Origin of the sequence: Marinobacter halodurans (genome assembly GCF_004327985.1) — a bacterium.
GTDB classification, from domain to species: domain Bacteria; phylum Pseudomonadota; class Gammaproteobacteria; order Pseudomonadales; family Oleiphilaceae; genus Marinobacter_A; species Marinobacter_A halodurans.
Genome location: NZ_SJDL01000175.1, coordinates 1 through 713, shown reverse-complemented (window position 1 = coordinate 713; position 713 = coordinate 1). Strand labels below are relative to the sequence as shown.

The following is a 713-nucleotide window of genomic DNA, read 5'->3' as shown; positions in this document are numbered from 1 at the left end:
AAGCGTCGTTCAACTGGCGCTGACGGGCATCCAGTTCAGAGGCTTTCGCTTTCTGTATTTCGGTGGCGCCGCGGAAGTCTTCCTCAACAGCGACACGTTGTTCTACAAATTCCTGGCGCTCTTTGCGAAGCGACTCCAATTGACTCTTTAACTGCGCAATGTCTTTTTTCTGCTGCTTAATGGCCGGTTCTTCAGCAAGCTTCTTCTCCGCTTTTTGTATGGCAGACCAAAGCTTTCCGTGAACCTCCATCATCATGCTGCTACCGAACCGGATGTAATAATCGAGCATCGTCCGGAATGCGCCCTGATGCGCCGCAGCCACCAGTTCGAGGCCGTGGAACGATGTGATGTCCTCAACCTTCGGCAAACCGGCGGTTTCCAGTTTTGCCAGTTCCGTGCCCCGGTACACGCCGCTACCGTCGTTCTCTTCCGGCTCCTCGGGAGCCTCGTAGTCCGACTGAAGCGTCTCAACACTGGATTCCGGAAAGAGCATTCCGTACAACTCGGGGCATTGCTCGCCCTGACAGAGCGCCCGCACCCATTGCTTGCCGTCGTTGTCTTCCGTATTCCCCGAATCCAGCGCCAAGGCATCCTCCTCCTCTGGCGCTGTCGCGACGTCCTCGAGAATCTCGGCAACAAACTGGAACGCCCCCAGGTAATCGACCCCGTCGAACGAAAACAGATCAGCCAGAGCGGCTTGTGTCTTCACGCTT

The 713-nt window shown here is 56.2% G+C and carries 1 pseudogene; it reads right to left on the bottom strand.

The features are described 5' to 3' along the window. Window positions 1–713, bottom strand: a pseudogene (locus EZI54_RS24745) (hypothetical protein); the annotation flags it as partial.